The organism is Janibacter sp. CoH_79_TC_3 (assembly GCF_058197955.1).
Genome location: NZ_JBXWIV010000164.1, coordinates 1 through 246, shown reverse-complemented (window position 1 = coordinate 246; position 246 = coordinate 1). Strand labels below are relative to the sequence as shown.

The following is a 246-nucleotide window of genomic DNA, read 5'->3' as shown; positions in this document are numbered from 1 at the left end:
CCTTCAGGCAGTTTGAAGTCTTTGCCCCAAACTAGGGGAGTAGCACCTGTTTCACCATTAGGCTTCTTCCAAGTTACTTTACGTGGTTCAGTAGCTGAACCATTAGTTAAAACATCAACGGCGTTTAAACCCTTACCGCCTTCGTCATAACCACCTTCATATTGATTGGCAGCGGTAGCGCCGCCCCAAGTAAATTTTTTTGTGAATGCCATATATTTACCTCTAGAAACGATTATTATCTAATAG

General features: G+C 42.3%; 1 protein-coding gene. It reads right to left on the bottom strand.

The genetic code is table 11. The features are described 5' to 3' along the window. Positions 1–212: family 1 glycosylhydrolase (locus tag AC2FA3_RS15490; RefSeq protein ID WP_490510369.1), on the bottom strand; the 212-nt coding region annotated here is incomplete at its 3' end. Between the last annotated feature and the right edge of the window lie 34 nt (positions 213–246).